The 26,034-nt window shown below is 37.1% G+C and carries 21 protein-coding genes; 16 read left to right on the top strand and 5 right to left on the bottom strand.

What is annotated here, in order from left to right; genetic code table 11:
* Nucleotides 1-15: 15 nt before the first annotated feature.
* The 13 genes from sprA to C8C84_RS01865 all read left to right on the top strand — a co-directional run bounded on the left by sprA (nucleotide 16) and on the right by C8C84_RS01865 (nucleotide 16,582).
* Nucleotides 16-7,266 (top strand): cell surface protein SprA, encoded by a 7,251-nt coding sequence (sprA, locus tag C8C84_RS01925; protein ID WP_121311922.1) that lies wholly within the window; start codon nucleotides 16-18, stop codon nucleotides 7,264-7,266.
* An 81-nt stretch (nucleotides 7,267-7,347) separates the two neighbouring features.
* Nucleotides 7,348-7,728, top strand: a complete 381-nt coding sequence (gene gcvH, locus C8C84_RS01920) for a glycine cleavage system protein GcvH (RefSeq protein WP_121311921.1) — start codon at nucleotides 7,348-7,350, stop codon at nucleotides 7,726-7,728.
* 73 nt (nucleotides 7,729-7,801) lie between these two features.
* Nucleotides 7,802-8,092 carry a VanZ family protein gene (locus C8C84_RS01915; protein ID WP_158592542.1) on the top strand — a complete coding sequence of 97 codons (291 nt, stop codon included), beginning with the start codon at nucleotides 7,802-7,804 and terminating at the stop codon, nucleotides 8,090-8,092.
* A 175-nt stretch (nucleotides 8,093-8,267) separates the two neighbouring features.
* Nucleotides 8,268-9,011 carry a deoxyribose-phosphate aldolase gene (gene deoC, locus C8C84_RS01910; protein ID WP_121311919.1) on the top strand — a complete coding sequence of 248 codons (744 nt, stop codon included), beginning with the start codon at nucleotides 8,268-8,270 and terminating at the stop codon, nucleotides 9,009-9,011.
* A 17-nt stretch (nucleotides 9,012-9,028) separates the two neighbouring features.
* Entirely contained in the window at nucleotides 9,029-11,143 is a 2,115-nt protein-coding gene (locus C8C84_RS01905) for a gliding motility protein RemB (RefSeq protein WP_121311918.1), read from the top strand.
* 231 nt (nucleotides 11,144-11,374) lie between these two features.
* Nucleotides 11,375-12,277, top strand: coding sequence for a heme o synthase (gene cyoE, locus C8C84_RS01900; protein WP_199717086.1), 903 nt, complete (start codon nucleotides 11,375-11,377; stop codon nucleotides 12,275-12,277).
* A gap of 2 nt (nucleotides 12,278-12,279) precedes the next feature.
* Entirely contained in the window at nucleotides 12,280-12,870 is a 591-nt protein-coding gene (locus C8C84_RS01895) for a cytochrome c oxidase subunit 3 (RefSeq protein WP_121311916.1), read from the top strand.
* A 44-nt stretch (nucleotides 12,871-12,914) separates the two neighbouring features.
* The gene (locus C8C84_RS01890) at nucleotides 12,915-13,943 is read left to right on the top strand and encodes a cytochrome c oxidase subunit 3 (RefSeq protein WP_121311915.1); all 1,029 of its coding nucleotides are present in this window, start codon (nucleotides 12,915-12,917) and stop codon (nucleotides 13,941-13,943) included.
* 21 nt (nucleotides 13,944-13,964) lie between these two features.
* Nucleotides 13,965-14,321, top strand: coding sequence for a cytochrome C oxidase subunit IV family protein (locus tag C8C84_RS01885; RefSeq protein WP_121311914.1), 357 nt, complete (start codon nucleotides 13,965-13,967; stop codon nucleotides 14,319-14,321).
* A 77-nt stretch (nucleotides 14,322-14,398) separates the two neighbouring features.
* Nucleotides 14,399-15,055, top strand: a complete 657-nt coding sequence (locus C8C84_RS01880; protein ID WP_121311913.1) for a hypothetical protein — start codon at nucleotides 14,399-14,401, stop codon at nucleotides 15,053-15,055.
* A gap of 10 nt (nucleotides 15,056-15,065) precedes the next feature.
* On the top strand, nucleotides 15,066-15,749 hold the full coding sequence (locus C8C84_RS01875; protein ID WP_121311912.1) for an SCO family protein: 684 nt from the start codon (nucleotides 15,066-15,068) through the stop codon (nucleotides 15,747-15,749).
* On the top strand, nucleotides 15,742-16,335 hold the full coding sequence (locus C8C84_RS01870; RefSeq protein WP_121311911.1) for a DUF420 domain-containing protein: 594 nt from the start codon (nucleotides 15,742-15,744) through the stop codon (nucleotides 16,333-16,335). Before C8C84_RS01875 ends, C8C84_RS01870 begins: the two co-directional genes overlap by 8 nt.
* On the top strand, nucleotides 16,325-16,582 hold the full coding sequence (locus tag C8C84_RS01865) for a hypothetical protein (protein ID WP_121311910.1): 258 nt from the start codon (nucleotides 16,325-16,327) through the stop codon (nucleotides 16,580-16,582). Before C8C84_RS01870 ends, C8C84_RS01865 begins: the two co-directional genes overlap by 11 nt.
* A 58-nt stretch (nucleotides 16,583-16,640) precedes the next feature.
* Here C8C84_RS01865 and C8C84_RS01860 read toward each other — a convergent pair whose 3' ends face one another.
* Nucleotides 16,641-18,032: a DUF4403 family protein gene (locus C8C84_RS01860; protein WP_121311909.1), complete on the bottom strand. Its 1,392-nt coding sequence runs from the start codon at nucleotides 18,030-18,032 to the stop codon at nucleotides 16,641-16,643.
* A gap of 162 nt (nucleotides 18,033-18,194) precedes the next feature.
* Here C8C84_RS01860 and C8C84_RS01855 point away from each other — a divergent pair, with 162 nt between their 5' ends.
* From C8C84_RS01855 to tsaB, 3 genes are read left to right on the top strand one after another with little or no spacing between them, the layout of a single operon-like run.
* Nucleotides 18,195-19,571 (top strand): TolC family protein, encoded by a 1,377-nt coding sequence (locus C8C84_RS01855; RefSeq protein ID WP_121311908.1) that lies wholly within the window; start codon nucleotides 18,195-18,197, stop codon nucleotides 19,569-19,571.
* Between the two features lie 3 nt (nucleotides 19,572-19,574).
* Nucleotides 19,575-20,873, top strand: coding sequence for an efflux RND transporter periplasmic adaptor subunit (locus C8C84_RS01850; RefSeq protein ID WP_121311907.1), 1,299 nt, complete (start codon nucleotides 19,575-19,577; stop codon nucleotides 20,871-20,873).
* A gap of 3 nt (nucleotides 20,874-20,876) precedes the next feature.
* The gene (gene tsaB / locus C8C84_RS01845) at nucleotides 20,877-21,542 is read left to right on the top strand and encodes a tRNA (adenosine(37)-N6)-threonylcarbamoyltransferase complex dimerization subunit type 1 TsaB (protein WP_121311906.1); all 666 of its coding nucleotides are present in this window, start codon (nucleotides 20,877-20,879) and stop codon (nucleotides 21,540-21,542) included.
* A gap of 1 nt (nucleotide 21,543) precedes the next feature.
* Here tsaB and C8C84_RS01840 read toward each other — a convergent pair whose 3' ends face one another.
* The 4 genes from C8C84_RS01840 to C8C84_RS01825 all read right to left on the bottom strand — a co-directional run bounded on the left by C8C84_RS01840 (nucleotide 21,544) and on the right by C8C84_RS01825 (nucleotide 25,985).
* Nucleotides 21,544-22,371 carry a mechanosensitive ion channel family protein gene (locus tag C8C84_RS01840; protein WP_121314938.1) on the bottom strand — a complete coding sequence of 276 codons (828 nt, stop codon included), beginning with the start codon at nucleotides 22,369-22,371 and terminating at the stop codon, nucleotides 21,544-21,546.
* 84 nt (nucleotides 22,372-22,455) lie between these two features.
* Nucleotides 22,456-22,812, bottom strand: coding sequence for an Rv0909 family putative TA system antitoxin (locus C8C84_RS01835; protein ID WP_121311905.1), 357 nt, complete (start codon nucleotides 22,810-22,812; stop codon nucleotides 22,456-22,458).
* 45 nt (nucleotides 22,813-22,857) lie between these two features.
* Nucleotides 22,858-24,912 carry a thioredoxin domain-containing protein gene (locus C8C84_RS01830; RefSeq protein ID WP_121311904.1) on the bottom strand — a complete coding sequence of 685 codons (2,055 nt, stop codon included), beginning with the start codon at nucleotides 24,910-24,912 and terminating at the stop codon, nucleotides 22,858-22,860.
* A 176-nt stretch (nucleotides 24,913-25,088) separates the two neighbouring features.
* On the bottom strand, nucleotides 25,089-25,985 hold the full coding sequence (locus tag C8C84_RS01825; RefSeq protein WP_121311903.1) for a NifU family protein: 897 nt from the start codon (nucleotides 25,983-25,985) through the stop codon (nucleotides 25,089-25,091).
* Nucleotides 25,986-26,034 lie beyond the last annotated feature (49 nt).

The raw sequence follows: 26,034 nt of genomic DNA, 5'->3' as shown, positions 1-26,034 counted from the left end.
AAATCATTCTTTAACTTGAAAAAAATCCTTCTGGGAGCGATTTTGCTTATTGGAGTAAATGCATTTTCTCAAGTAACGCCGGTACCAACGCCTGCTCAAGATTCAACAGGGTACAACACCGGAAGAATTGAAATTAAAAATCCGAGGAGTATTGTCAATTCCTATACGTACGATCCGATCACCAATCGGTATATTTATTCAAGTACGTTTGACGGATTTAATATCAATTACCCACTTATTTTAACGCCAAAAGAATACCAAGAATTAGTGCTTCGCGAATCTATGCGTGAGTATTTTAAGAAGAAATCAGATGCGATTGACGGCAAAAAAGAGGGAAGCGAAGCGGATAAAAAAGATTTATTGCCAAGATATTATGTCAATTCAGGCTTTTTTGAAACGATTTTTGGCGGCAATACCATCGATGTAAAACCAACCGGTTCTGTCGAAATGGATTTAGGTGTTCGTTACACCAAACAAGATAATCCGGCACTGTCACCAAGAAACAGAGCGCAAACTACCTTCGATTTCGACCAAAGAATCAGCATGAGTTTGATGGGAAAAGTAGGAACGCGTTTAAACGTAAATGCCAATTACGACACCGAATCGACTTTTGCTTTTCAAAATTTAATCAAATTAGAATACACGCCGACTGAAGACGATATCATTCAGAAAATTGAAGTCGGAAATGTGAGTATGCCGTTGACCAATTCATTAATTCGCGGTGCCCAAAGTTTATTTGGGGTCAAAGCCCAATTGCAATTTGGTAAAACTACGATTACCGGAGTTTTCTCTGAGCAAAAGTCCCAAACGAGATCGGTTACTGCTCAAGGTGGCGGAACCATTCAGGATTTCGAAATTTTTGGGTTGGATTATGATGCGGACAGACACTTTTTCTTGTCGCAATATTTCAGAAATAAGTACGATGCCGCATTGGTGGATTATCCTTTAATCAGTAGTCGAGTTCAAATTACCCGTATTGAAGTTTGGGTAACCAATAGACAAAACCGAGTTAGTACTACCAACAATAACCTAAGAAATATCATCGCGCTTCAAGATTTAGGAGAAGCAAGATTGGCTGGTTTTGATGACGACCAAATTGTAGCACTGAATCAAACTGATATCAACAATAACTTCTTTACAGTGCCTGTTCCGACAGATGATATTCCATCGGATAACAGCAACAACAAGTACGATCCGGCTCAAATTAGTGCGGGAACCGGTTTGTTAAACAATAACATTCGTGACATTGTAACTTCTAGTGCAGGATTCAATAACTTAGTTGTGGTTGATGAAGGAACAGATTATTCTAAGTTGGAAAACGCCCGAAAGTTGATGCCGAATGAGTTTACTTTTCACCCGCAATTAGGATATGTATCTTTGCAACAACGATTGGCTAACGATGAAGTTTTAGCAGTAGCTTACCAATATACCATTGGGGATCAAGTTTATCAAGTAGGGGAATTTGGAACAGATGGTGTTGATGCCACTGTAGTAGATCAAACCGATCCGGCAAATCAAACCGTGTCTTCCCAAAGTTTGATTTTGAAAATGCTGAAAAGTAATTTGACTAATGTTGATAAACCAATTTGGAACTTGATGATGAAAAACATCTACCAAATTCCGGGCGCCTTTCAATTGCAACAAGAAGATTTCAGGTTAAATATTTTATATACTGATCCGTCACCGATAAACTATATATCGCCGGTACCGGGAACTCCTTTCCCACCAACAACCAATCCGGATATGTTAGTGGCCGAAACACCATTGATAAAAGTATTTAATGTAGACCGATTGAACTACAACAATGACCCGCAAGCCGGAGGAGATGGTTTCTTCGATTTCTTGCCGGGACTAACGATTGACCAACAAAACGGACGCATTATATTCACTACAGTAGAACCTTTTGGTAAATTAATTTTTGATAAATTAAAATTGGGAACTGAAGATTATTATACCGAAAGTACTTATAATGGGAATCAGCAAAAATATGTTTTCAAAAGCATGTATGCCAGTACACAAGCCGGTGCTTTGCAAGATGCAGAAAAGAATAAGTTCCAATTAAAAGGAAGATTTAAATCCGCCGGTGGCGATGGAATTCCAATCGGTGCCTATAATGTGCCAAGAGGTTCGGTGGTAGTTACTGCCGGAGGAAGATTGCTGCAAGAAGGAATCGACTATAGTGTGAATTACCAAGCCGGTAGAGTTCAAATTTTAGATCCTTCGCTACAAGCTTCTAGTACACCAATTGAAGTTTCGGTGGAGAACAATGCTACTTTTGGGCAACAAACCAGAAGATTCATGGGGATAAATGTGGAGCACAAATTTTCTGATAAGTTGATGTTAGGTGGTACATTCATCAAAATGACCGAAAGACCCTTTACCCAAAAATCAAATTACGGACAAGAGTCGGTAAACAATACCATTTTTGGTTTTAACGCCAACTATTCTACTGAAGTCCCATTTTTAACACGTTTAGCCAACAAGTTGCCAAATATTGATACAGATGTTCCTTCTAATTTATCCGTTAGAGGTGAAATTGCCTTTTTGCAACCCGATACGCCAACAGCCGATCAGTTTCAAGGTGAAGCTACCGTTTATGTAGATGATTTTGAAGGCTCTCAAACCACTATTGATATGCGTTCTCCATTGTCATGGAATTTATCCAGTGTTCCAAAATGGCAAGCAGGAGTGGATTATCCTGATTTTGGTTCCGCTTTAGTCGGTTTAGATTATGGTCATAAAAGAGCTCAATTAAATTGGTACACTATTGACCCAACTATTTATGTGCAAACACCAGGAGAAATTGGTCCGGACGGAATTTCCTTAAATAGTACTCGTAGAATCTTCAGCCGAGAGTTGTTTCCGAATTTGGAACTTAACATTGGCCAGACCACAGTAATCAACACTTTAGATTTAACGTATTATCCGCAAGAAAGAGGACCGTATAATTATAATCCGGAAGCACTGAATCCATCAGGTTTTTCAGCTCCTGAAGATAATTTCGGTGGAATTACAAGAGCAATTAATTCTACCAATTTCGAACAAAGTAATGTGGAGTATATCCAGTTTTGGGTATTAGATCCTTATTTTGACCCTACGAATCCTTCTGCTGTAGCGAATCCTTCTAACGTAGGACAATTGTATTTCAACTTAGGAGAAATCTCAGAAGATGTTTTGAAAGACGAACGCAAACAATATGAAAACGGTTTGCCTTCAAATAGTAGTTCTCAATCGCTAACCAGTACAACCGTTTGGGGAAGAGTTCCTTCATCTCAATCGCTTATTTATGCTTTTGATGTGGATGGTGCTAATAGGGCGGCGCAGGATGTTGGTTTTGACGGAATCAACGATGACGCGGAGAGAAACTTAGCGGGCATAGGCGGTTATTCTACTTTAGATGACCCGGCGGCGGATAATTATCAATACTTTTTAAATGCAACCGGTCCGACGGTTTTTCAACGCTACAAGAAATATAATGGTGTAGAAGGCAATTCACCTGTTGGAGTGTCTGAAAACAATAGAGGTTCAACAACCATTCCCGATGTTGAAGACATCAACCGTGACAATACCATGAATACGGTGAACGCTTATTATGAGTATAAAATTGACATGCAGCCTAACATGCAAGTAGGTCAAAACTTTATTACAGATGTAAGAGAAACAGTGGTGCAGGATTTGCCAAATGGAACGACAACCACTGCTCGTTGGTACCAATTTAAAATTCCGGTAGCCCAACCTACTACTACAGTCGGTAGCATTTCAGATTTCCGCTCTATCCGTTTTATGAGAATGTTCATGACCGGATTTACAGAACCGGTTACGTTGCGTTTCGGAGCTTTAGACTTAGTTCGTGGCGAATGGAGAAGATATGAACAAACCTTCCAACCGGGAGATGATCCTGCTGCTGATGATACTAACTTTGATGTTTTAGCAGTAAATATTCAGGAAAATGCTTCAAGATTGCCAATTCCTTATGTAACACCTCCTGGCGTTGTTCGTGAAGAATTGCCAAGTGGTGGACAACAAGTCATCAGTCAAAATGAGCAATCGTTGTCGTTGAGAGTATCCGGAGATGGTTTGGAAGTGGGTGATTCAAGAGCCGTATTCAAAAACGTAAATGTAGATATGCGTCAGTTCAACAAACTGAGAATGTTTTTACACGCAGAAGCTTTACCAACGGATGCTTCACCACTTTTAGACAATCAAATGGTAGCGTTTATTCGTTTCGGAAATGACTTTACCAATAACTTTTACCAAGTGGAAATTCCATTAAAAGTGACGCCTGCAACAGCAACCCTAGCAGATGTTATTTGGCCGGAAGTAAACGAAATCAATTTGGCGATGAACTTATTGACCAAGATGAAAGTGCGAACGATAGGAAACACAGGATTGCCTTTAGATGCTGAAGGTATTTATTATCCTGATAATGATCCGCTGTTACCAAATGGGGATGATGATGATGTATTAAAATTAGGAATAAAAGGAAATCCAAACTTTGGTTTGGTAAGAACTTTAATGATTGGGGTTAAAAACAATCATACCGATGAAGTTCGAGGAGAAGTTTGGTTCAACGAATTGCGTATTGCCGATATGAACAATAAAGGTGGAATGGCAGCTGTTTTAAATGTTGATACCAACATGGCCGACTTTGCGACTCTTTCTGCTACGGGTAGAATGAGTACGATTGGTTTTGGTGCTTTGGAAGAAGGACCAAACGAAAGAAGCAGAGAAGATGTGCAACAATATAATATTGTAACCAACTTTAGCTTAGGTAAATTATTGCCTAAAAAATGGGGAATTAATTTGCCATTCAATTATGCTATCGGAGAAGAAATTATCACGCCGGAGTACGATCCGTTTAATCAAGATATCAGATTAGAGCAATTGATCAGTAATACTACTGATGCTGCGGAAAGAAACAATATTAGAGCGCGCGCTATTGATTATACCAAAAGAACAAGCATCAACTTTATTGGGGTAAAAAAAGAAAGAGCACCGGAACAAAAACAACGCATTTATGATCCGGAGAATTTAACGCTTTCTTATTCGTATAATGAAGTGGAAAAACACAATTACGAAATCGAAAATTACATCGACCAACAAGTGACTACTTCGGTTGATTATACTTATGCGTTCAAGCCAAAAACGATCGAGCCTTTCAAGCAAAACAAGTTTTTCAAGAAAAGCAGTTATTGGAAAATGTTGAGTGATTTCAACTTGAATTATCTTCCGACCAGTATATCTTTTAGCTCTAATATTATCAGACAATACAACAAACAACAGTTTAGACAAGTTGATGTGGAAGGAATTCCTATAGAGCCTTTATTTAGAAGAAACTATATGTTCAATTACCAATATGGTTTCAACTACAATTTGACCAAATCGTTAAAAATTAATTTTACAGCGGCATCTCATAATATTGTTCGTTCTTACTTGGATGAAAATAACGTTCCGGATAACAGCTATACGATTTGGACAGATTTCTGGAACATTGGAACGCCAAACCAACACAACCAGCAAATTGTACTCAATTATGATTTGCCTCTGAACAAATTGCCATTCTTAGCCTTTGTGAAGTCTACTTATTCTTATACCGGGGATTACAGTTGGCAGCGTTCTTCTTTGGCATTGTCATCAGTTACATTAGATGGTAGAGATTACGACTTAGGAAATACGATTCAAAATGCAGGTTCGCACCGATTGAATACGGCATTCAATATGGAGACGTTCTATAAATATATCGGATTGGGTAAAAAACCTGCAACTGCTCCTGCAAAACCGGCTGCGTTGCCAAAACCGGGAGAAAAAATTACCAACACCAGACCACAACCTGCGGCTAATACCAATGTCTTTTTAGACGGCTTGAAAGGGGTGTTGACTAGTGTGAAAAATGTCCAAATTAACTATGTTCAAAATGAAGGAACACTGCTTCCCGGATTTTTACCAAGTTTAGGTTTCTTTGGTTCGGCTAAACCTTCGTTCGGATTTGTTTTCGGAGCGCAAGATGACGTTCGATACGAAGCGGCGAAAAGAGGTTGGTTAACCGTTTATCCTGATTTCAACCAAAACTATACGCGAACCATTACCAAAACCTTGGAAATGACAGCTAATATAGATTTGTTCCCGGATTTTAAAATCGATTTGACCGCCAACAGAACTTATGCTGATAATTATTCAGAACAATATGATGTTACGGAAGCTACCGGAATGTACAATTCACTTTCACCATACAATTTTGGAAATTTCTCCATCTCAACGGTAATGATTGCGACTTCATTTGGTAAAAGCGATGAAAATGGTTCAGCGGCGTTTGATGAGTTTAGAGATAATCGTTTGATGATTGCAGACAGATTAGCAGCACAAAATGGCACTATTGGTTTGGGACGATATGGTGATAGTGCCAATCCAATTCCTGATCAGACTTTAGAACCAGAAAAATATGCGTTTTATACTGCTAATCAAGGATATCCTATAGGATTTGGAAAAAACAACCAATCGGTTTTGATTCCATCTTTCTTAGCGGCTTATACCGGTACATCAGCTGATGGGGTTTCTTTGGGTATTTTCCGCAGTATACCTATTCCGAACTGGAACATGAAATACAGTGGTTTGATGCGCTATAAATTTTTCAAAGACCGATTCAAAAGATTCTCTATCCAACATGCTTATAGGGCTTCGTATACGATTAACTCTTTCCGTTCTAATTTTGATTATGATCAAAATCCTGGCGGTCAGTACAATGATTACGGTAATTTTCATAACAAAACAATTGTCGCCAACATCAACTTGGTGGAACAATTCAATCCTTTGGTAAGGGTTGATTTTGAAATGAAAAACTCTTTCAAAATTTTGGCCGAAATGAAAAAAGACCGAAGTCTATCCATGAGTTTTGACAACAATTTGTTGACCGAAGTACAAGGACACGAATACATCATAGGATTAGGTTACCGATTCAAAGACGTTATTTTCTCGTCACAATTGGCTGACAATCCAACCGGTATTATTAAAAGCGATATCAATGTCAAAGTGGATTTCTCCTATAGAAATAACAAAACGATTGTTCGTTACTTAGATTATGACAACAACCAATTAGGTGGTGGACAAAATATTTGGTCAGCCAAATTAACCGCGGATTATTCGTTTAGTAAAAACCTAACGGCGATTTTCTTCTATGATCATTCATTCTCTAAACCGGTGATTTCAACCTCATTCCCGTTGACCAACATCAGAACCGGATTTACGATGCGTTATAATTTCGGAAATTAATCAGTTAAAGATTTTAATAATCTGTAGAGAAATTATACTTTTGGAGAAAATTTTAAAACACAACTTTTAACAAACTAACTAATGAATATACCAAGTAATTTAAAGTATACCAAAGACCACGAATGGGTTTTGATTGATGGCGATGTAGCAACAGTAGGAATTACCGATTTTGCCCAAAAAGAATTAGGCGACATCGTTTATGTAGAAGTAGAAACTTTAGACCAAACTCTTGACAAAGATGAAGTGTTCGGAACTGTTGAAGCGGTGAAAACTGTTTCTGATTTGTTCTTACCGCTTTCAGGAGAAATCACCGAATTCAACGAAGACTTGGAAGTAACTCCTGAACATGTAAATTCAGATCCTTACGGAAAAGGTTGGATGATAAAATTAAAAATCAGTAACCAAGAGGAAATCGGAGATTTGCTGTCAAGTGAAGATTATAAAGCCTTAATCGGTGCTTAAAAAAACAATACTAAGTCTGGCCATTGGCTGGACTTTTTTAATATTGGTACTTTGTTTGGTTAATTTCAATGATTTGCCAAAGGTTAAAGTTTCCGGCGCTGACAAGTATGGGCACTTTACTTTCCATTTGGTTTTTACGTTACTTTGGAGCTGTTACTTTTGGTTGAAACAAAATCATATTGCCTTAAGAATGTTGTTTTATGTTGTTTTGACTTCTCTTTGTTTCGGAATTTTAATCGAGTTTTTGCAAGGCGCTTTTACCAAAACAAGACAAGCCGATTGTTTAGATGTACTGGCCAATTTTGGCGGAGCTATGACTGCTTTTCTGGTTTTTGTTTTAATTAAAATAGCAAAGAAAGCCTAAAACCAATAATCCATCTAACTTACCATAAATGTCCCGTCCCGAAGTCTCGGGATTCGGGATTTTTTTTTACTTTTATAGCATGAAATCGCCATTGACAAGAAGTTTGTTGCAAGCAAATATCAATTAACAAAAGGCGATACCCTATATAACCACTGACAAATAGATTTTACATCATATGAATATAAAACAGTATCTCGATTCTACTTATTTAAAAACAGCAAGCCAAGCAGGTTTATCTGAGAAGGAAAATGACCTGATTGTTCAAGGTTTTATTCAAGAAGCTATTGAAGAAGGTTTTAAATTGATTATGATCAGACCTGATAAAGTCAAAATGGCCAAAGAAATGATTTCCAAAGCCAAATCGAAATTGCTTATCGGAACGGTAATCTCTTTTCCGGAAGGAACTGATTCTCTTGAAGAAAAATTAGCCGAAGCCCAAAAAGCCATTGAAGACGGAGTAGATGAATTGGATTATGTTTGTAATTACGAAGCCTTTAAAAATGGGGAATTCGACTTAGTAAAAACCGAAGTCTTAAAAGGAACCAAACTCGCTTTTGATAACCATAAAGTAGCCAAGTGGATTATAGAAGTTGCGGCATTAACCGATGCTCAAATTATTCAAATTTCGGCTTTGATCAAAAATGTAGTGATTCCTAATTTCAAAGAAGATTATTATTTCAATGTGTTCGTGAAATCGTCAACCGGTTTTTACAAGACAGAAAACAATTTGCCCAATGGCGCTACTTTTCCAACCATAATTATGATGCTCGAAAATGCTTCGCCTTTACCGGTTAAAGCCGCTGGCGGTGTTCGGACTTATCAAGAAGCAGAAGAAATGATTCGATTAGGTGTGAAAAGAATTGGTACTTCTGCCGCCAAAACTATTGCTCATGGCCAAACTGCCTCGGGCAATTATTAATATTATTATTCCGAAATATGAAAAATATATTTTCCTTTTTATTCCTGTTTTCCTTATTGTCTAATGCGCAAGTAGCACAAAAAGCTACAGAACGATTTCCGGTATTTCCGGCTTGTGAAGGTCAGGAATTTAGTGCTTTAGAAACTTGTTTTTATAACGAAGTGCAAAATTTTGTGTACAATAATTTCAAAGTGCCCAATAATTTGAAAGAAAGTAATTTTAAAGGAAATGTTATTGTGCTTTTTGAAGTAGATGATAAAGGAAGTTTTAAAGTGATTTATGTCGACGCCGTAGATGAAACTTTGGTCACCGAAAGCAAAAGAGTTTTTGGGCAAATGCCAAAAATCAGTCCGGCAACGTATAACGGAAATCCGACTTATGCCAAATACACTATAAAAATTGCCATTCCGTTGCAAAGTGTAGCCGAAAGAGAAGCGCAAAAGGAAGCTGAAAAAGGGGCGGAAGCAAAATCTAATTTTTACAAACCTAACCACAAACCCTTAACCGAGTTAGATAGCATTAAGTACACAAAATTTGACAATCCACAATTCCAAAGTCATTTGAATATTCCGTTTTCGCATAGTTATTATGCGCAATTTGATGACGAAATGAACCAAGTTGGGGCGAATAATCATACTGCTTCCAAGCCCTTTTCTTATGCGGATGTTTCCAAGTATTACGATTTGACCGCCGAAAATAAAAAGTTAGCCAAGAACAAACAAGGTTGGTGGGGCAAAAAGTTTTGGAATGAAAATTTGGTTCAAATCCAAGGCGAAGACTATTGGTTTACGCTAAACCCAATTTTGGATTTACAATTTGGGAAAAGCGATCCGAGTGTTTCCAGTTATACTTATGTCAATACGCGTGGAATTCAGTTTAACGGTGGTTTGGGCGCAACAATCAATTTTACCACAACGGTTTATGAAAGTCAAGGACGTTTTGCTGATTATTTCAATCGCTATGCGGAATCATTGGCTCCGGCTGGTGGAAATCCGGCGATTATTCCCGGAATCGGAATTGCGAAAGGGTTTAAATCTGATGCGTATGATTTTCCTTTAGCCGAAGCTAATTTGGCGTATACACCAAGTAAGTTTCTGAATATGAATTTGGGTTATGGTCGCAATTTTATTGGTGATGGTTATCGTTCGCTATTGTTGGGTGATGGCGCTAGTCCGTATCCGTATTTTAAATTGAATACGTCTTTTTGGAAAATCAAATACACCAACATTTACACTTGGTTAAAAGATGTTCGTCCGGACGTTACGGTAGATCGAACTTATGCGACGAAGTTTGCGGCCAGTCATTATTTAAGTTTGAATGTCACCAACCGATGGAATATTGGTTTGTTTGAGTCGGTGGTTTGGACCAATAAAAACAATCGTGGTTTTGATATGAGTTTTGCGAATCCAATTATATTCTATCGTTCGGTGGAGTTTGCTTCTTCGGCACGTAGTGGAAATGCTTTATTGGGATTGACTTCAAAATTCAAGTTCAATAACCAAATTCAGTTTTACGGACAATTTTTGTTAGATGAATTCTCGTTAAATGATATCAAAGCCGGAGAAAAAAGTTGGAAGAATAAATTTGGGTACCAATTGGGAGCCAAATATTTCAACGCTTTTAATATTAAAAACCTTTTACTGCAAGGAGAATACAATGTGGTTCGACCGTATGTTTATGCGCATAGCGAAGCCATTACCAATTATGGTCACAACAACCAAAGTTTGGGTCACCAATGGGGCGGAAATTTCAGAGAGTTGATTGCCATTGCGCGCTACCATAATGGTCGCTATTTTGCTGATGCCAAAGTTACCATTGGAACAAGAGGTTTAGATTTCAACAATGCAACAGATACTTTTAACTACGGGAGCGATATTTACCGGGATTATGATTTAGACCGGCCTTTTGATACCGGAGTTGTCGTTGGACAAGGCAATAAAACCAATGTTTTTATCGCCGATTTACAAGCCGGTTATTTGATTAATCCGATGACGAATATGAAGTTGTATGGGAGTTTAATTTACAGAAATTTTACGCCTGCCACTGAAACGGCGCTTGCCGTAAAAGAAAGCACCACTTGGTTTTCTATCGGATTGAGATGTGATATTTTTAACTGGTATTTTGATTACTAGACGTTGATTTGTATTTTTTACTGGTTACCAAGAATTAAAACGGCTTCCTTTTAGCCCCGACAGTAGTGGCACCTTGTATAACGGATGGCGGGAAAATGGATTACTGACACACAATGACCATTCGCTTCTAATACTTAAAAATCGTTCAATATATCTTCAATATTTTTTTGTCAAATCGTTTTCTATAAAGTACCTTTGCAGCAGTTCTGAGAATTCGGAATAAAACTACGGATGAACGCTACTGCTACTACATTTTCTCTTAAACAAATTGCGATTGATTTCAAGGAAATCACCAAAGCAGGTTTAGCTATCAGCGTAGTATTTTCTTCTATTGCCGGTTATTTGCTTGGTGTGGTGGATTTTCAAGATTTAAAAGTGTCTACTTTATTGATGTTGGCCGTTGGCGGTTACTGTATGGTTGGTGCTTCTAATGCGTTTAACCAAGTCATCGAGAAAGATCTTGACGCTTTAATGGACAGAACAAAAAACCGTCCGGTGGCTTCGGGTAGAATGTCTCCGAATCACGCTTTGTTTGTGGCTAGTTTGTTGACCATCATCGGTTTGGTTTTATTGTATTTGATTAATCCTAAATCAGCCATGTTTGGTGCGATTTCCATCTTTTTATATACGAGTATTTACACGCCCTTAAAGGTTCATACGCCGCTTTCGGTTTTTGTGGGTGCCTTTCCTGGTGCGATTCCTTTTATGTTAGGCTGGGTTGCCGCAACAAACCATTTTGGAATTGAAGCGGGAACTTTGTTTTTAATACAGTTTTTTTGGCAATTTCCTCATTTTTGGGCGATAGGTTGGTTTTTATATGAAGACTACGAAAAAGCAGGTTTCTTTATGTTGCCAACGGGTAAAAAAGACACTTCAACAGCTTTACAGACGATTTTATATTCGGTTTGGTTGTTAGTTGCCTCTTTATTGCCAAGTTTAGGGTATACCGGACGATTATTTATTTCGCCAATTGCGGCAGGAATTGTATTTTTGCTCGGGCTTTGGATGATTTTTTACGCTGTAAAGTTGTATCAACTCAGAACTGCTAAAGCTGCCAGAACACTTATGTTAGTAAGTGTTTCTTATATTACTTTGTTACAAATAGTTTATATTACCGATAAATTTTTAAGATAGTTATGGCACCAACAACAATGACCGCCGAGGAACATAAATCAAGAACTGCAAGATCATACAAATTGCTGTTGTGGTTTGCTATGGCCAGTATGACCATGATGTTTGCCGGAATTACCAGTGCTTTTGTAGTAAGTAAGTCAAGAGAAGATTGGATTAAAGATTTTCAAATGCCGACTTCTTTTTACTTTAGTACTTTGGCAATCATATTATGTAGTGTAACTTTTCATTTGGCCAAGAAAGCCATTCAAAAAGACGACAGAAAAGCAACTACAAGTTTTCTTTTACTGACTTTAGGTTTCGGAATTACCTTCGTGTTTTTACAGTTTAATGGCTTTGAGCAATTGATAAAACAAGGCTATTATTTTACCGGACCGGAGAGCAATATTGCGACAACTTTTCTCTACGTAATTGCCGTAGTACACTTGGCTCACCTCGCCGGAGGAATTATTTCGCTTTTAATCATAATTTATAATCATTTTAAACAAAAATACAATTCAAGTCAAACACTTGGAATTGAGCTAGGTGCAATGTACTGGCACTTTCTTGATTTCTTGTGGATTTGTTTGTTTTTCTTTTTATATTTCTTTAAATAAGAAAAAAAATCTAAATTTGGGAACTTTTTAACTATATAACTTTTATGGGAGCTACAGTTACTACTGCAAATACAAACGAAAATACTTGGGGTGGCGGAAATGAGCCAATGGGTGCCAGTTATGGCAAATTGATGATGTGGTTTTTTATCGTATCGGATGCCTTGACCTTCTCGGGTTTCCTTGCGGCATACGGATTTTCAAGATTTAAATTTATTGATAATTGGCCAATTGCCGATGAGGTGTTTACGCACTTCCCGTTTTTACATGGCGTTCCTGCACCAATGTATTACGTAGCGTTGATGACTTTTATTTTGATTTTCTCCTCTGTAACAATGGTATTGGCTGTTGATGCCGGTCACCAAATGAAACAAAAGAAAGTGGCTTTCTATATGTTGTTAACCATTATCGGAGGTTTGATTTTCGTTGGTTCGCAAGCTTGGGAATGGAAAAACTTCATCAAAGGGGAATACGGTGCTATTGAAACTAAAGGTGGAAGTATCATTCAATTCGTTGATAATACAGGTAAAAGAGTTAAATTAGAAGACTTTGCGGTACAACTTCCGGAAACAAGAGAACAACACAAACGCAGTAATGGAGTTTGGTTTTCTGATGAAGCGGCTTTGCCTACTTATTCAGTTGCCGAAATACAAGCCGGTTTCAAAGCCCATCCTGAATTGTTGGTTAGAACCGAAAAAATCTACAGAGATACCAAAGAAGACAAAGCCAATAAAACTTTACAACCTGGTTTAAATAAAAACAAACACAGAGAAATTCTAAACAGAGCCGAATCAGAAGTAATGATTGGAAACGCTCATTTAGTAGTTGAAGGAGCTAACTTGGAAAGAAACGAATACGGTAGCAAATTGTTTGCTGATTTCTTTTTCTTCATTACAGGATTCCACGGATTCCACGTGTTCTCGGGAGTAATTATCAATATCATCATCTATTTCAATGTTCTTTTAGGAACTTATGAAAAGAGAAGAAGTTATGAAATGGTAGAGAAAGTGGGACTTTATTGGCACTTTGTTGATTTAGTTTGGGTATTCGTATTTACATTCTTCTACTTAGTTTAATTATAGAAAACTTACAATATTATGTCACACGCACACGAACATGTATCAAATACATCAAGAATCTGGAAAGTTTTTATCCTTTTATCTGTCGTAACTATCGTTGAGGTTGCTTTAGGGATTGTTAGACCGGATGCTTTATTTATGAATAACTTTTTAAGCATGAATTTGCTTAACTGGGTTTTCATTGTCTTAACCTTGTACAAAGCTTACTATATTGTTTGGGCTTTTATGCACATGGAAGGTGAAAGAAATAGCTTGAAATGGGCAGTTGTTGCCACCGTTATTTTCCTTGTATTATATTTACTTTTTATATTATTGGTCGAAGCAGATTATATCTACGGGATTTTTAAAGATTCTACTATTAAATGGAATTTTTAACAATATATTAATTCAAAAAAAAGTCCCGATTCAGTCGGGATTTTTTTATTTTTGTACCACTGATTTTCACTATCCTAATGAAAAAAAATCTTGTCCTTTTCATCTTGTTTGTTTTACCCATCGTAGCCTATCTTTTCTTTGCTTCGGGTGTAAATAGTTTTATCACTTTGCCAACCATTACGCCAACGATTCCAAATGTTGATGCCCAATGGAAAACCCTCAATGATAAAAAAGTTACTTTAGATGCTAAAATAACAATACTCGGTTTTGCCGGAGAGAATATCATGGCGAATAGCGGTAATTTTTTCACGCTCAATCAAAAGATATACAACAAATACAGAGAATTTAAAGATTTTCAATTTGTATTTATAGCACCGGAAGGAACCGAGGCACAAGCCCAAAGACTTTTAAAGGAATTAGATGCGTTAACCGATGTTTCGGGTTATCATTTTGTTTTTGCCAAACCGGAAGCCATTCAAGCGTATCATGCCCAATTAAAGTTATTAGGCAAGTTAGACGATAACTTTGGAACGCCTTACGTTTATATAGTCGACAAGAAAAGAAATCTTCGCGGGCGAAAAGGGAAAAGCGATCAAGGTAAACCGGAATACAAAGAAGGTTACAACACGACATCAGCAGCCGATTTGCATAATGATATGATGGATGATGTAAAAATTATTTTGGCCGAATACCGTTTGGCTTTAAAACGAAACAACGCAGACAGAAAAATTTAGATTTAGCCATATGAAAAATAAATCATACATCGGATTATCCTTTATCATTTTGGTCTTTGGAATTATTTTTATTCCCAAAATCATCAATAGAGTAAAAAACGGCACAGTTGTTCAAGGGGATAGAATTGATGCAGTTTCCAATAATAAAAAAGCTGAAAACGGTTTGTTAACGATTGGACCGGCACCAAGTTTTGAACTCACCAATCAGAACAATGAAAAAATCACCAACGAATCTTATAAAGGGAAAGTATATGTATTAGAGTTTTTCTTCTCGACTTGTCCTTCTATTTGTCCCATCATGAATAAAAATATGGTGGACATTCAAAATGAGTTCTTTGGCAATCCTAATTTCGGAATAGCGTCAATCACTATTAATCCGGAATATGATACTGCCAAGGTTTTAAAAGAACACGCGGAACTTATCGGAGCAAAATCTTCCAATTGGCATTTTTTAACCGGTGACAAAGAGTATATTTATGGTATTTCTAATAAAGGATTTAATATTTATGCCGGAGAAGATAAAAAAGCAGCAGGTGGCTTCGAACACTCAGGGCTTTTCGCTTTGATTGACAAAGAAGGTAATATCAGATGTAGAAAAGATAAATTTGGCAATCCTATTTTGTATTATGACGGATTGGATAAAAAAGGAGTAAAAGCGATAATTGAAGACATTAAAAAGTTATTAAATGAATAATCAGGAGAATAAAACCTTGGAAAGAAAATTTAGAGGTTCCATTATTGCGGTTTCTATAATTATCCCGATAGCGGTAGCTGTTTTGTTTACCGTAAAGCTAAAAGATTTCGGAATCAATATAGAGCCCTTAAGCTTTTTGCCGCCAATTTATGCATCAATCAATGCGGTGACGGCCTTGCTTTTAATTATGGGCGTATTGGCTATTAAAAACGGGAATAGAAAGGTGCATGAAAGGATTATGACTTTAGCTATTGCCTGTTCTGTGGTTTTTCTAGTTATGTATGTCGCTTATCACATGTCGGCTGATTCTACGAAATACGGAGATATCAATGCGGACGGACTTTTAGATGACAAAGAATTGGCCAATGCCGGTTCGATGCGTAGCGTATACTTTTTCATTTTGATTTCACATATTCTTTTGTCAATAGCGATTATTCCAATGGTGTTGTTTACTTATGTGAGGGCTTTAGCCGAACGTTTTGACAGACATAAAAAACTAGCCAAAATTACTTTTCCTATTTGGTTGTATGTTGCCGTAACCGGCGTAGTGGTTTATTTGATGATTTCGCCTTATTATGCTAACTAAAGCCAAAAGCCAAAAGCCAAAAGTCAAAAGTGTCAGTGGTAAGGTCTTATTACTTATTGCCTATTGCCTAATGCCTATTGCCTCAACTGCGCAATGCGCTATGTGCAGAGCAGCACTAGAAAGTTCCGGAAATAATGCCAAAGTAGAAGCTGTAAACGACGGAATCGTTTTCCTAATGGCCATTCCTTATATTATAGTGGCCGGAATTGGTTTCGTGGTCTATAAAATGTATTACAAAAAGAAATAGGTTGTCATTTCATTCTATTGGAAACTGAACACTGCCAACTGAACACTGAGAACTGACTTTACTCCATTCCGTCAATTTTCACACTCATTTTTCCGGTAGTTGTAATAAAGGCGATAATGGCTTTATCTGTAACTTCTACTTTTTCAAATTCAAAATCATTCATGGTTCCGTTTACGAAAACTCCTTTCATGGGGGAATAATTGTTCAAGTAAGGCAGTAGACTTTTTTTACCTTCTTCTAAATTCGCTTTGATGGAATAGCGACAATTTTCTTGAATTTTTCTCAAAATTACCCCTTGCAATAACCAATTGGCGGTTCTGGTTAAAATGCCTTTTGAGTTCAGCACATAATCCATTTGGTCAAAATAAATTTCTTTGGTAATCGCATTGTAATTTGGAATTCCCGACAAATAAATACTGCCGTTGATGCTCCCACTCATGTCTAAAGCAATGATAATTTTGCCGTCTTTTTGCCACATGGCTACATTTTCAATCGTTATTTTTCGACTGCCGGAAGCAAATTCCTTGCCTTTGAAATTGGCCGTAATAATTTTCGAAGCACTTTCATAAGTAGAAATGGCGGCCACATTAGCCGAAACAGTGGTTGGTATTTTAGTCACGGCTTTAAATTGAATGGCCTCTCGGTCAAAAGTGTTTTTGGGTTTCAAACCTACCATAGTTTGCATATTGCATTTCAATCCTAAATCCATTTTAATCTCACTTTTGCTTAAAACAGCATCGGTAACATAAACTTCTATCGGAATCAACTTGAACCAAGTTTGGTATTGTTCACTGGTTACAAACGGCGTGCTCATGTTTTCCAAGACATCCAATACATAAGGTTTGAAATCACAGGACTTTTCGATGGCTTCGTCTATTTTTTTGGCTACTTTTGATTTAAAGATGGAAAGTGTCGGATTGATGATATAAGTAATTGGCACATATTTTCCGGAAACCAATATCGTCGGACTTTCAGACCATTCAAAATCTTCGATTTTAGAAGTAGTTGATAATTTCCAATTGGATAGTTTTACATCGCTAACCATCGTAATGGTTCCGTTTAAATTGATTTCGCGAGTGTCGTTTAAGCCCATGAAATCAGTTCCGTATTTTATTTTGGCCCAAATTTTCAAAGGCATTGTAGTTTGAATTTTACCGTTTTTTTCTACCAATTTGATTGGAGCGGTTTTCCAAATTTTCATTTCGGTTTTATCATCAGCTAAATTTGAATCGTCATATATAAGACCATTCATGGTTTTGTTCAATTGATTCTCTATTTCTTTCAAAGATATTTCCAAAGGCATATTAACAAAGGAGGTCTTCGTTTTATAAACCATTGGTGCGTCATTTGATGGGAGTGGTTTTAAAGCCTCGATTCTTTGAGTAGTAGCGCAGCTGTTTATCAGAATTGAAAAGAGAAGCAGAAAGAGAATTGATTTAATGGCTGACATAAATAAAAATATTTTTGTCAAAAATAAATGTAAATATCGTAACCGACTGTAACATTATTAAAAAAAAAGTGTCTAAAACATTGAGTCTTTAATTAAGAAATAAAAGCCAAAAATAATATCTTTGTTTATTCAAGGAATTTGGGTTTGATTACCTGTTTTAATATGAAAATAATAAAAATTCACCTCTTACTTACTTTTGTCTTGTTGTTGGGATTTAGTTCATTGGCACAAACAAAAAAATGGACTATTGAAGAGTGCGTAGCTTATGCTATGAAAAACAATATTTCCATCAAGCAATCGGAACTCGATGTAAGATTAGCGGACATTGACAAAAAAGCGGCTGTGGGCAACTTTTTTCCGAGCTTAAATGCCAGCAGTCAACATTCTTGGAGCATTGGAGCTAACATCAACCCGGTGACTAACGCACGTGAAAATCAAACTACTCAATTTACCCAAATGAGTTTAAGTTCAAGTGTTGATCTTTACAATGGTTTGCAAAATCAAAACCGACTGCGAAGAGCCAAATTAGCACAATTGGCTTCTCAATACCAATTGACCAAAATGCAAGATGATATTTCACTATTTGTCGCCAATGCTTATTTGGATATTTTATTTAACAGAGAAAACTTAAAAGTACAGCAAAGCCAATTAACCAATGATGAAAAACAGTTGATTCGCGCACAAGAGTTAGTTGATGCCGGAATGGTGCCTCGTGGAGACTTATTAGATATGAGAGCTACGGTCGCTTCAGATAAACAAAAAGTTGTTGTGGCAGAAAATGCTTTACTTATTTCGCGATTGAGCTTAGCCCAATTACTTCGCCTGGAAGATTTTGCCTCTTTTGATATAGCCGATGTTGATATTGAGCCTACACCAAGTCCGGTGATGGCAGAGTCGCCGGAAGCTATTGTAGCCAAAGCCAATGAAGTTCGTGTAGAAATTAAAATTGCGAAAGCCAATCTTGATTTAGCCGAACGCGATATAAAAATTGCCAAAGGCGCTTTACAACCGAGCCTTTCTTTTGGGTATAATTTTGGAACCAACGCCAGTTACTCCGACAGAATAATTGGAGTCGACTCTAATGGTGTGCCGATAATCGCCGGACCACTCCCTGTTTTTGACCAGTTTAGTGATAACAAAGGGCACAACTTCGGACTCCAACTGAATGTGCCAATATTCAATGGTTTTTCAGCAAAGAATAATGTAGATCGATCTAAAATAGCTTATGAAAGGTCTAAAAATACTTTTGATCAGGCAAAAATAGATTTGGAAACCAATGTCTATAAAGCCATAACCGATACCAAAGGCGCACTCAATACTTATGAAGCTTCTATTGCTACTTTGGAAGCCAGACAAGAAGCGTTTAATTATGCGAAAGAAAAATATGCAGTTGGAATGATGAATGCCTTTGACTACAATCAATCGCAAACGTTATACATCAATTCCCAATCGGATGTGATTCGTGCCAAATACGATTACATCTTTAAAACGAAAGTCGTAGAACTCTATTTTGGAATCCCAATCATTCAAAAACAATAAAACATGTCAAAAAAGAAAATATATTGGTTAGTAGGAATAATCGCGTTGCTTTTAATAGTATTAGTGATTTTAAAGAAAAATGGAGTAATCGGTGCAGATGATGGTATCATTGAGGTAGAAACTGCTAAAGCCGATGAAATTACAATTATCGAAACGGTTTCGGCTACCGGTAAAATTCAACCGGAAATTGAGGTAAAAATCTCTTCTGAGGTTTCGGGAGAAATTATCGATTTGCCCATCAAAGAAGGACAAGTGGTTAAAAAAGGACAACTTTTAGTCAAAATCAATCCCGATTTATATACTTCAGGCTACAACAGAACGATTTCTAACTTGTCTGGAACCAAAGCCGGTTTGAGTCAGGCCGACGCTACATTTAAAGAAGCAAAAGCCAGTTACGACAGAAGCAAAACGCTTTTTGACAAAGGCATCATTTCCAAATCAGAATGGGACAAAGCAACCGCTACTTTTGAAGGTGCTAAAGCCAACAAAGAATCCGCTTATTACAATGTACAAAGTGCTAACGCCACGGTAAGAGAAGCTAAAGACAACTTAGGAAGAACCACCATTTATTCTCCGGCAGACGGAACAATTTCTTCTCTTGGTGTCGAATTAGGCGAAAGAGTTTTGGGAACCCAACAAATGACCGGAACGGAAATTCTTCGTGTAGCCAATTTGGACAACATGGAAGTGGAAGTAGATGTAAACGAAAATGACATCGTTAAAATCAGTATTGGTGACAGTACCAATATTAGTGTTGATGCTTATTTGAAAAAGGAATTCAAAGGCATAGTAACCAGCATTTCTAATTCTGCGAGTACAGCAACTACCGCTGATCAAGTGACTAATTTTAAGGTAAAAGTTAGAATTCTAAAAGAATCTTATCAAGATTTATTAGAAGGTAAATCGGCTAATTTTTCGCCGTTCAGACCGGGAATGACTGCAACGGTTGACATAATCACGACAAGAAAAGAAAAAGTAATTGGTGTGCCAATCAGCTCTGTTTTGGTGAAATCAGATACCACGGCTACGAAATCCTATATGGTTAAGGAAGAGCCGGAAGAGAAAAAAGTGACGGCCAAAAGCGATAAAAAATTTGAATGTGTATTTGTGAAAGTTGGTGACAAAGCCAAAATCAGAGTCATTAAAACAGGCATTCAAGATGATACTAATATTGAAGTGGTTTCAGGTTTGAAAAAAGGGGATGTTGTGATTATCGGACCTTATACTACGGTGACCAAAGACCTGAATTCGGGTGATAAAGTAAAATTGAAAAACAGTACAGACAAAGAAAAAGCCAAATAAATTTTGACCTACATTCTTAACATTGAAACCGCAACTAAAAATTGCTCAGTATCTTTAGCCAAAGACGGAAAAACAATATTGCTTAAAGAAATAGCCGAACAAGGTTATTCTCATGCTGAAAAATTGCATGTTTTTATAGAAGATATTTTAAAAGAAGCAGGAATTACAGTCCGTGATTTGAAAGCGATTGCCATCAGCAAAGGTCCTGGATCTTATACGGGTTTGCGCATCGGTGTTTCGGCGGCAAAAGGTTTGTGCTATGCGTTGCAAATTCCATTAATTTCAGTGGACACTTTACAAGTTTTGGCCCAAAAAGTAACCCAAAATGACGGCTTAATTATTCCGATGATTGACGCGCGGAGAATGGAAGTTTATAGTGCTGTTTTCGACCCTAATTATCAAAAAATAGTAGAAGTCCAAGCAGAAGTTTTAACCGAAGTCAGTTATGCTGATAGGACAGAAACCATCTATATTGTAGGCGATTGTCAGGAAAAATGCCAATCAGTTTTGACCGCAGTCAACTTCGTATTTCTATCGGAAATTGTATTTCCTTCTGCTAATGAGATGAGTCCAATTAGCTATAAAAAATTCATTCAAAATGAGTTTGAAGATGTGGCTTACTTTGAGCCTTTTTACTTGAAAGATTTTATGTTGACTAAAAAAACATAAATTATCCTTTCGAGGTCTCAAGCACAAATGGTTGAATTGAAATTCCGGCCGCTTCAAAAGCTTCTTTACAGTTTTCCAAAATATCAGAAGACATATCACTAAAATCGATATTGGTCGCCCAAGGTCGGATTGACAATTGTACAGCCGAATCGGTTAAACCTCTCACAGCAACTGTTGGCGCAGGATTTTTTAAAACTTTAGGATGGTTTTGCATCACTTTCATGACGATGTCTTTGGCGGTTTTAATATTGGTATCATAGGAAAGGGAAAACAACAAATCTGCTCTGCGGTTGCCTTGCATCGAATAATTAATGATTACATTATTCGATAGAATTCCGTTTGGGATAAAAATAGTTTGGTTGTTTCCGGTAATTAATTTGGTTACAAAAATCTGTATTTCCAACACAGTTCCAATAACGCCCTGTGCTTCAATGGTGTCGCCAACTCTGAAAGGTTTGAATAAAATAATCAACATTCCGCCGGCAAAATTGGACAAAGAGCCTTGAAGTGACAAACCAATCGCCAAACCAGCCGCACCGAGAATTGCCACAAATGAAGAAGTTTCTATGCCTAATTTGGAAATAAAACTCACAAACAACAATATGCGTAATGCCCAAAGTAAACTATCGGCTAAGAATTTGGATAAAGTTGGATCAAATTCTCTTTTTACCATGATTTTTCTAACCAAACGATTGATAAATCGAATGACATATAATCCGATGAAAAGAATGATTAGCGCCGAAATCAACTTCGGCGAATAATCGATTAGTAACGTGGTAAATTGTTCAACGTATTCTGCAAAGGAGTGAATCGAAAGCGAGCTGTTCATAGTCATATTGTAAAAAAAATCCCGCCCCGAAGTCTCGGGAGTCGGGGCGAGATAATTATTGAGCAAAAATAATAATTTTTAAAATTAATCTGCGTCTTCTTCTACACGATTTACCGCATCACTAGCTTTTTCTTCAGCTGCATCAACAGCGTCGTTAGCATCGTTGGTAAATGAATTTATTTTTTCTTTGGCAGTTTCAGCCAACTCATTTATTTTTTCTCTGGCGTTGTCGACTACATTGTCTATAGTTTCAGACGCTTGTGGTACATATTCGCTTATTTTTTCTTTAGCGGTTTCCACAAATTCTTCTACTTTATCCACTACCGGATCAGCTATTTCTTTAGCTTTTTCAATGGCGTCATCAGCAAAATTACTAGCTTGTTCTCCGGCTTTACCTTTAGAGCCTCCGAACAAATTTTTAAAAAAATCTCCAAATCCCATATCAGTTGTTTTTATTGGTTAATAATAACAATATTACAATTTTTTCTAAGAATTTGGTGTTATTTTATTGATAATTTCTTGTAAATCAATGGTTGGTGTATCGCAAGTTTTGTTCTGGCACAAATACAATAACGTTTGACTTTCCACAAATCTATTTTCTAAAAATGGCAGAGCGGAATCAACTTTGGCTCCGGCAAGAATGAGGTTAGGCATATACTGTTGGTTGATTTGGGTCAAATAATCCAAAGCTCTTTCACCACAAATCGCCAATTCTTTGTTTTGTTCCGAATAATTTAAAAGCACATTCAGCCAATTTGAGAAAGCCGATGGATAATCAATCGTAGGAATAATATTTTGCACCATTTGTTCGGCTATCGATTCGTAATAACTATGGTTGAAGTAAACACTCAATCGAAATAAATTACTCGCCATAACTGAATTCGCGGCCGGAATCACATTGTCCTCGACTTCAAAATGTGCTGTAATTAAGGCTTCGTCATTTTGAGAAGTAAAAGAAAAAAACTGTTCTTTTTCGTTATAGAAAAAATCAAAACAATAATCTGTTAATTGCTTGGCATTTTGCAGCCATTGTTCGTCCAAAGTCGCTTCATACAAACCAATAAATCCTTGAATCACCTGAGCATAATCTTCCAAATAAGCATTGATGGTGGCTTTAGCTACGCTCTGTTCGGCTCCGCCTCGAGTGCCGTTTTTATACGTTCTAAATAAATTGCCATCTGAAGACCAAAGATTTTTAGTGATGAAATGGGCATTTTGCAAAGCGATGTTTAAATATTTTGGGCTGCCTAAAGCTTTAAAAGCGTCAACAAAGCCTTTAAGCATTATGGCGTTCCAAGAAGTCAGGCATTTGTCATCGAGTCTGGGTTTGCTGCGTTTTTCTCTTTCAGTATACAGTTTTTGTTCCCATGATTCTTTTTTTTGTGCCAATGTTTCCACAGACATATTTTGCTTTTCAGCGATTTGTGCCAAAGATTGATTTTGAATCAAAACATAATTACCGTGTTCCCAATGACCAAATTCATTGATATTGAAAACTTTGGAAAACAAGTCGAAATCTTCACCAATAAATTCTTGTAATTCTTCTTTCGTCCAAACATAAAATGCACCTTCTTCTAAATGATTTTCGGCATTCAAACTGTCGGCGTCGAGTGCAGAATAGAAACTTCCTTCCGAAGTCAGCCATTCTTTTTCGACGAAAGTCAAAGTCTTTTCGATGACTTCTTTGTATAATGGATTGCGGGTTAATTTATAAGCATTCGCGTAAAGCGAAACCAACTGACCGTTATCATATAACATTTTTTCAAAATGCGGCACATGCCATTTCATATCGACAGAATAACGTGAAAATCCGCCATCGAGTGTGTCGAATAAACCGCCGTAAGCCATTTTGGTTAATGTAAGATTGGTGAAATCGAGTAAACTTTGATTTTGGGTTTGGTAACCGTATCGCAATAGAAATTCATAATTGGTTGGCATCATAAATTTTGGAGCTCTTGCCATACCGCCAAATTCCCAATCAAAACTTTTCTGCCATTTTTTCACCAGTTTTTCTAAGTTGTCTAAATTGTGGTCAATGGGCGAATCGATTTTTGGAATGACGCTTAGCGATTGCAAACCTTCGTGCAGTTGTTGTGCATACTCAAAAATGGTTTCCGGGTTTTGAGTATAAATTTCTTGAAGTTTTTCTAAGGAATTGATCCACTCATTTTTTTTGAAATACGTTCCGCCCCAAATAGGTCTGCCATCAGGCAAAGTGACCACGTTCATGGGCCAACCACCATGACCGGTCATGACTTGAACTGCTTTCATATAAACAGCGTCGATATCCGGACGTTCTTCGCGGTCGATTTTGATGTTGACAAAATGGGCGTTCATTACGGTGGCAACATCGTCGTTTTCAAAACTTTCGTGTTCCATTACGTGACACCAGTGACAGGCAGAATAACCTATGCTGATGATGATGAGTTTGTTTGCTGTCTTGGCTTGTGCCAAAGACTTTTCGTTCCAAGCTTTCCAATGCACGGGATTGTTGGCGTGTTGGAGTAGGTATGGGCTGGTTTCCAGATGTAGTTCGTTCATGATTTATTTTTTAGCCCTGATTGCAGCAAGTATCCTTTTTTTTAATAGAGTGTCTTGATTGCGCCCGGTGTGATAAAAAAAGATACTGCGGAAAGCGGGAAACAGCTCCTAAAATTTAATTAAAAAAAGCTTCCGATTTGGACGCTTAAAGGTAGTTTTTTATTTTGAAATACGGCTTATCCATTAATGGCTTCCACCACAATGTCTTTATCATTCAACATGTCTTTCAGCATATTTTCGATACCGTTTTTTAGGGTGAAAGTCGAAGAAGGGCAACCGTTGCAAGAACCTTGCAATACGACTTTTACTCTTTTTTCGGTTTCGTCATAAGAGTCGAAAAGAATATTTCCACCATCGGCAGCGACCGCCGGTTTTACATATTCTTCTAGAATATTGATGATTTGTTGTGACGTTGTATCAAGGTTGTCAAAATTTTTGATTTGTTGTTTTTCTTGCTTTTCGTCATTTACTATCATGGTTTCATCTAACACAGTTCCGCCGTTTTCGATGAATTGTTTGATGAACGTTCGCAATTCTAAAGTGATTTCGTCCCAAGAAGTGCTTTCGTATTTGGTAACCGAGATATAATTTTCGGTGATAAAAATTTCTTTTACGAAGTGGAATTTGAACAATTCTTGCGCTAACGGAGAAGCTTTGGCTTCGTCAATATTTTTGAATTCGACAGCGGTTTTGGTCAAGGCTTTATTGACTACAAATTTCAGCGAAGCCGGATTAGGTGTGGTTTCTCCGTAAACAGTTATGGCTTGTTTTCGGGTTGGGTTTTCGGTTTGTAATACAATAACGCCGCCATTGTTGACAAAACTTTCGATTTGTTCAGCCACTGCGTCTTGAACATCTGACCATTCTACAATGCTAAAACGTTCGATAGCAATAAAATTACCGGAAATGTAGACGGTTTTTACAAATGGCAAGTAAAATAATTGTTGGGCTAAAGGTGAATTTTTGGCTTCGTCAATGTTTTTAAACTCGAAGTTCTCATTTTGAGTAATGAAATCCGGAAATTCAAATTTAATTATTGTTGGGTTTTGGGTTTCTTTTATGGTGATTTTCATCGATTTTATTTATTTTTCTGCAAATTTAACAAAGTTATTTTCGATGATT

Origin of the sequence: Flavobacterium sp. 102 (genome assembly GCF_003634615.1) — a bacterium.
In the GTDB taxonomy this organism is placed as follows: domain Bacteria; phylum Bacteroidota; class Bacteroidia; order Flavobacteriales; family Flavobacteriaceae; genus Flavobacterium.
Note: the sequence above shows the minus strand (reverse complement) of the source record. Positions and strands in the feature narration are given on the sequence as shown.